Here is a 1,046-nt window from a genome sequence, read left to right on the forward strand (position 1 = left end):
ACGAGACAGCCGAAACCCCGCCCTGCGGCAGGCTGTCGAGCAGCGCCTCAATCAGCGGCAATCCGACAGAAATTTCTTCCAGGCGCAGGGTCAGGCGGGCCTCGACATCGCTGGCGCTGGCCTGGGGCACCGTCGGCGGGTGCTGGTCATAGGGCGGATAGGCCAGGTCGCGCCGCGCATCGAAGCCGCGCCCGGCCGCCCGGCCGACGATACCCCCCGCCCCCAGCAAAGAAGCCCATTCCGGCTTCAGCACACCACAGCCGGAGATGCGGTCCTGCAGGCTGGCATGCTCCTCCATGACGTCGCGGATCGAGGGCAGCTCAGCGGCGACCAGGCGCAGCGCGGCACGCAGCCCTTCCCGCCCGTCCAGCGAGATGTCGGCGGCCAGCCCGCCCGGGATGACGCGGTCCATCAGCAGCCGGTGGCCGAAGGCGGCCTCCGAGGCGCGCAGCAGCACCTCGCAGAGCGCGCCCAGCCGCGCCTGGGGCCAGGCGAAGCCGGCCTCGCCGCTGAGCGCGCCGATGTCGCGCAGATGGTTGGCCAGCCGCTCCAGCTCAGCCAGGACGCCGCGCAGCGCCACAGCCCGCGGCGGCGGCTCGACGCCCAGGGCGCGCTCGACGGCGCCGGCGAAAGCCCAGGCATGGGCCACGGTGGAATCGCCGGACAGCCGCGCGATGAAGGGCGCGGCGCGCAAGGGCGGCTGGCCGCGCCACAGCGCCGGCAGGCCCTTATGGGTGTAGCCCAGCAGCACCTCCAGCCGAACGATGGTTTCTCCCAGGACCTGGAAGCGGTGATGCGCCGGCTCGCCCAGGCTGCCCATCACCGGGCCGAGCGGGAACTGGTGCACGCCCTCGCCCTCGGCGGGCAGGAAGACCGGCTGCGGCGGCTCGCCGATGCGCGGCGGGGGCTCGGACGACAGCGGCGCGCGCAAAGCCCAGCGGCCATGGTCCAGCCAGGGGCGGGCATCGCTGCCGCCCTCAGCCTGCCAAGCCCAGAGATCGGCGATGGCGCGCTCGAACCAGGCGGCGGCCGGGCGGGAGGGGGAC

Annotated in this window: 1 protein-coding gene; it reads right to left on the bottom strand. The window is 74.2% G+C overall.

Annotated features, from left to right (window positions below; translation table 11 throughout):
• Positions 1-1,046 (bottom strand): hydrogenase large subunit (locus BKE38_RS28410; RefSeq protein WP_076960505.1); only part of this gene is annotated, 1,046 nt, incomplete at both ends.

The organism is Teichococcus deserti (genome assembly GCF_001982615.1).
In the GTDB taxonomy this organism is placed as follows: Bacteria; Pseudomonadota; Alphaproteobacteria; order Acetobacterales; family Acetobacteraceae; genus Pseudoroseomonas; species Pseudoroseomonas deserti.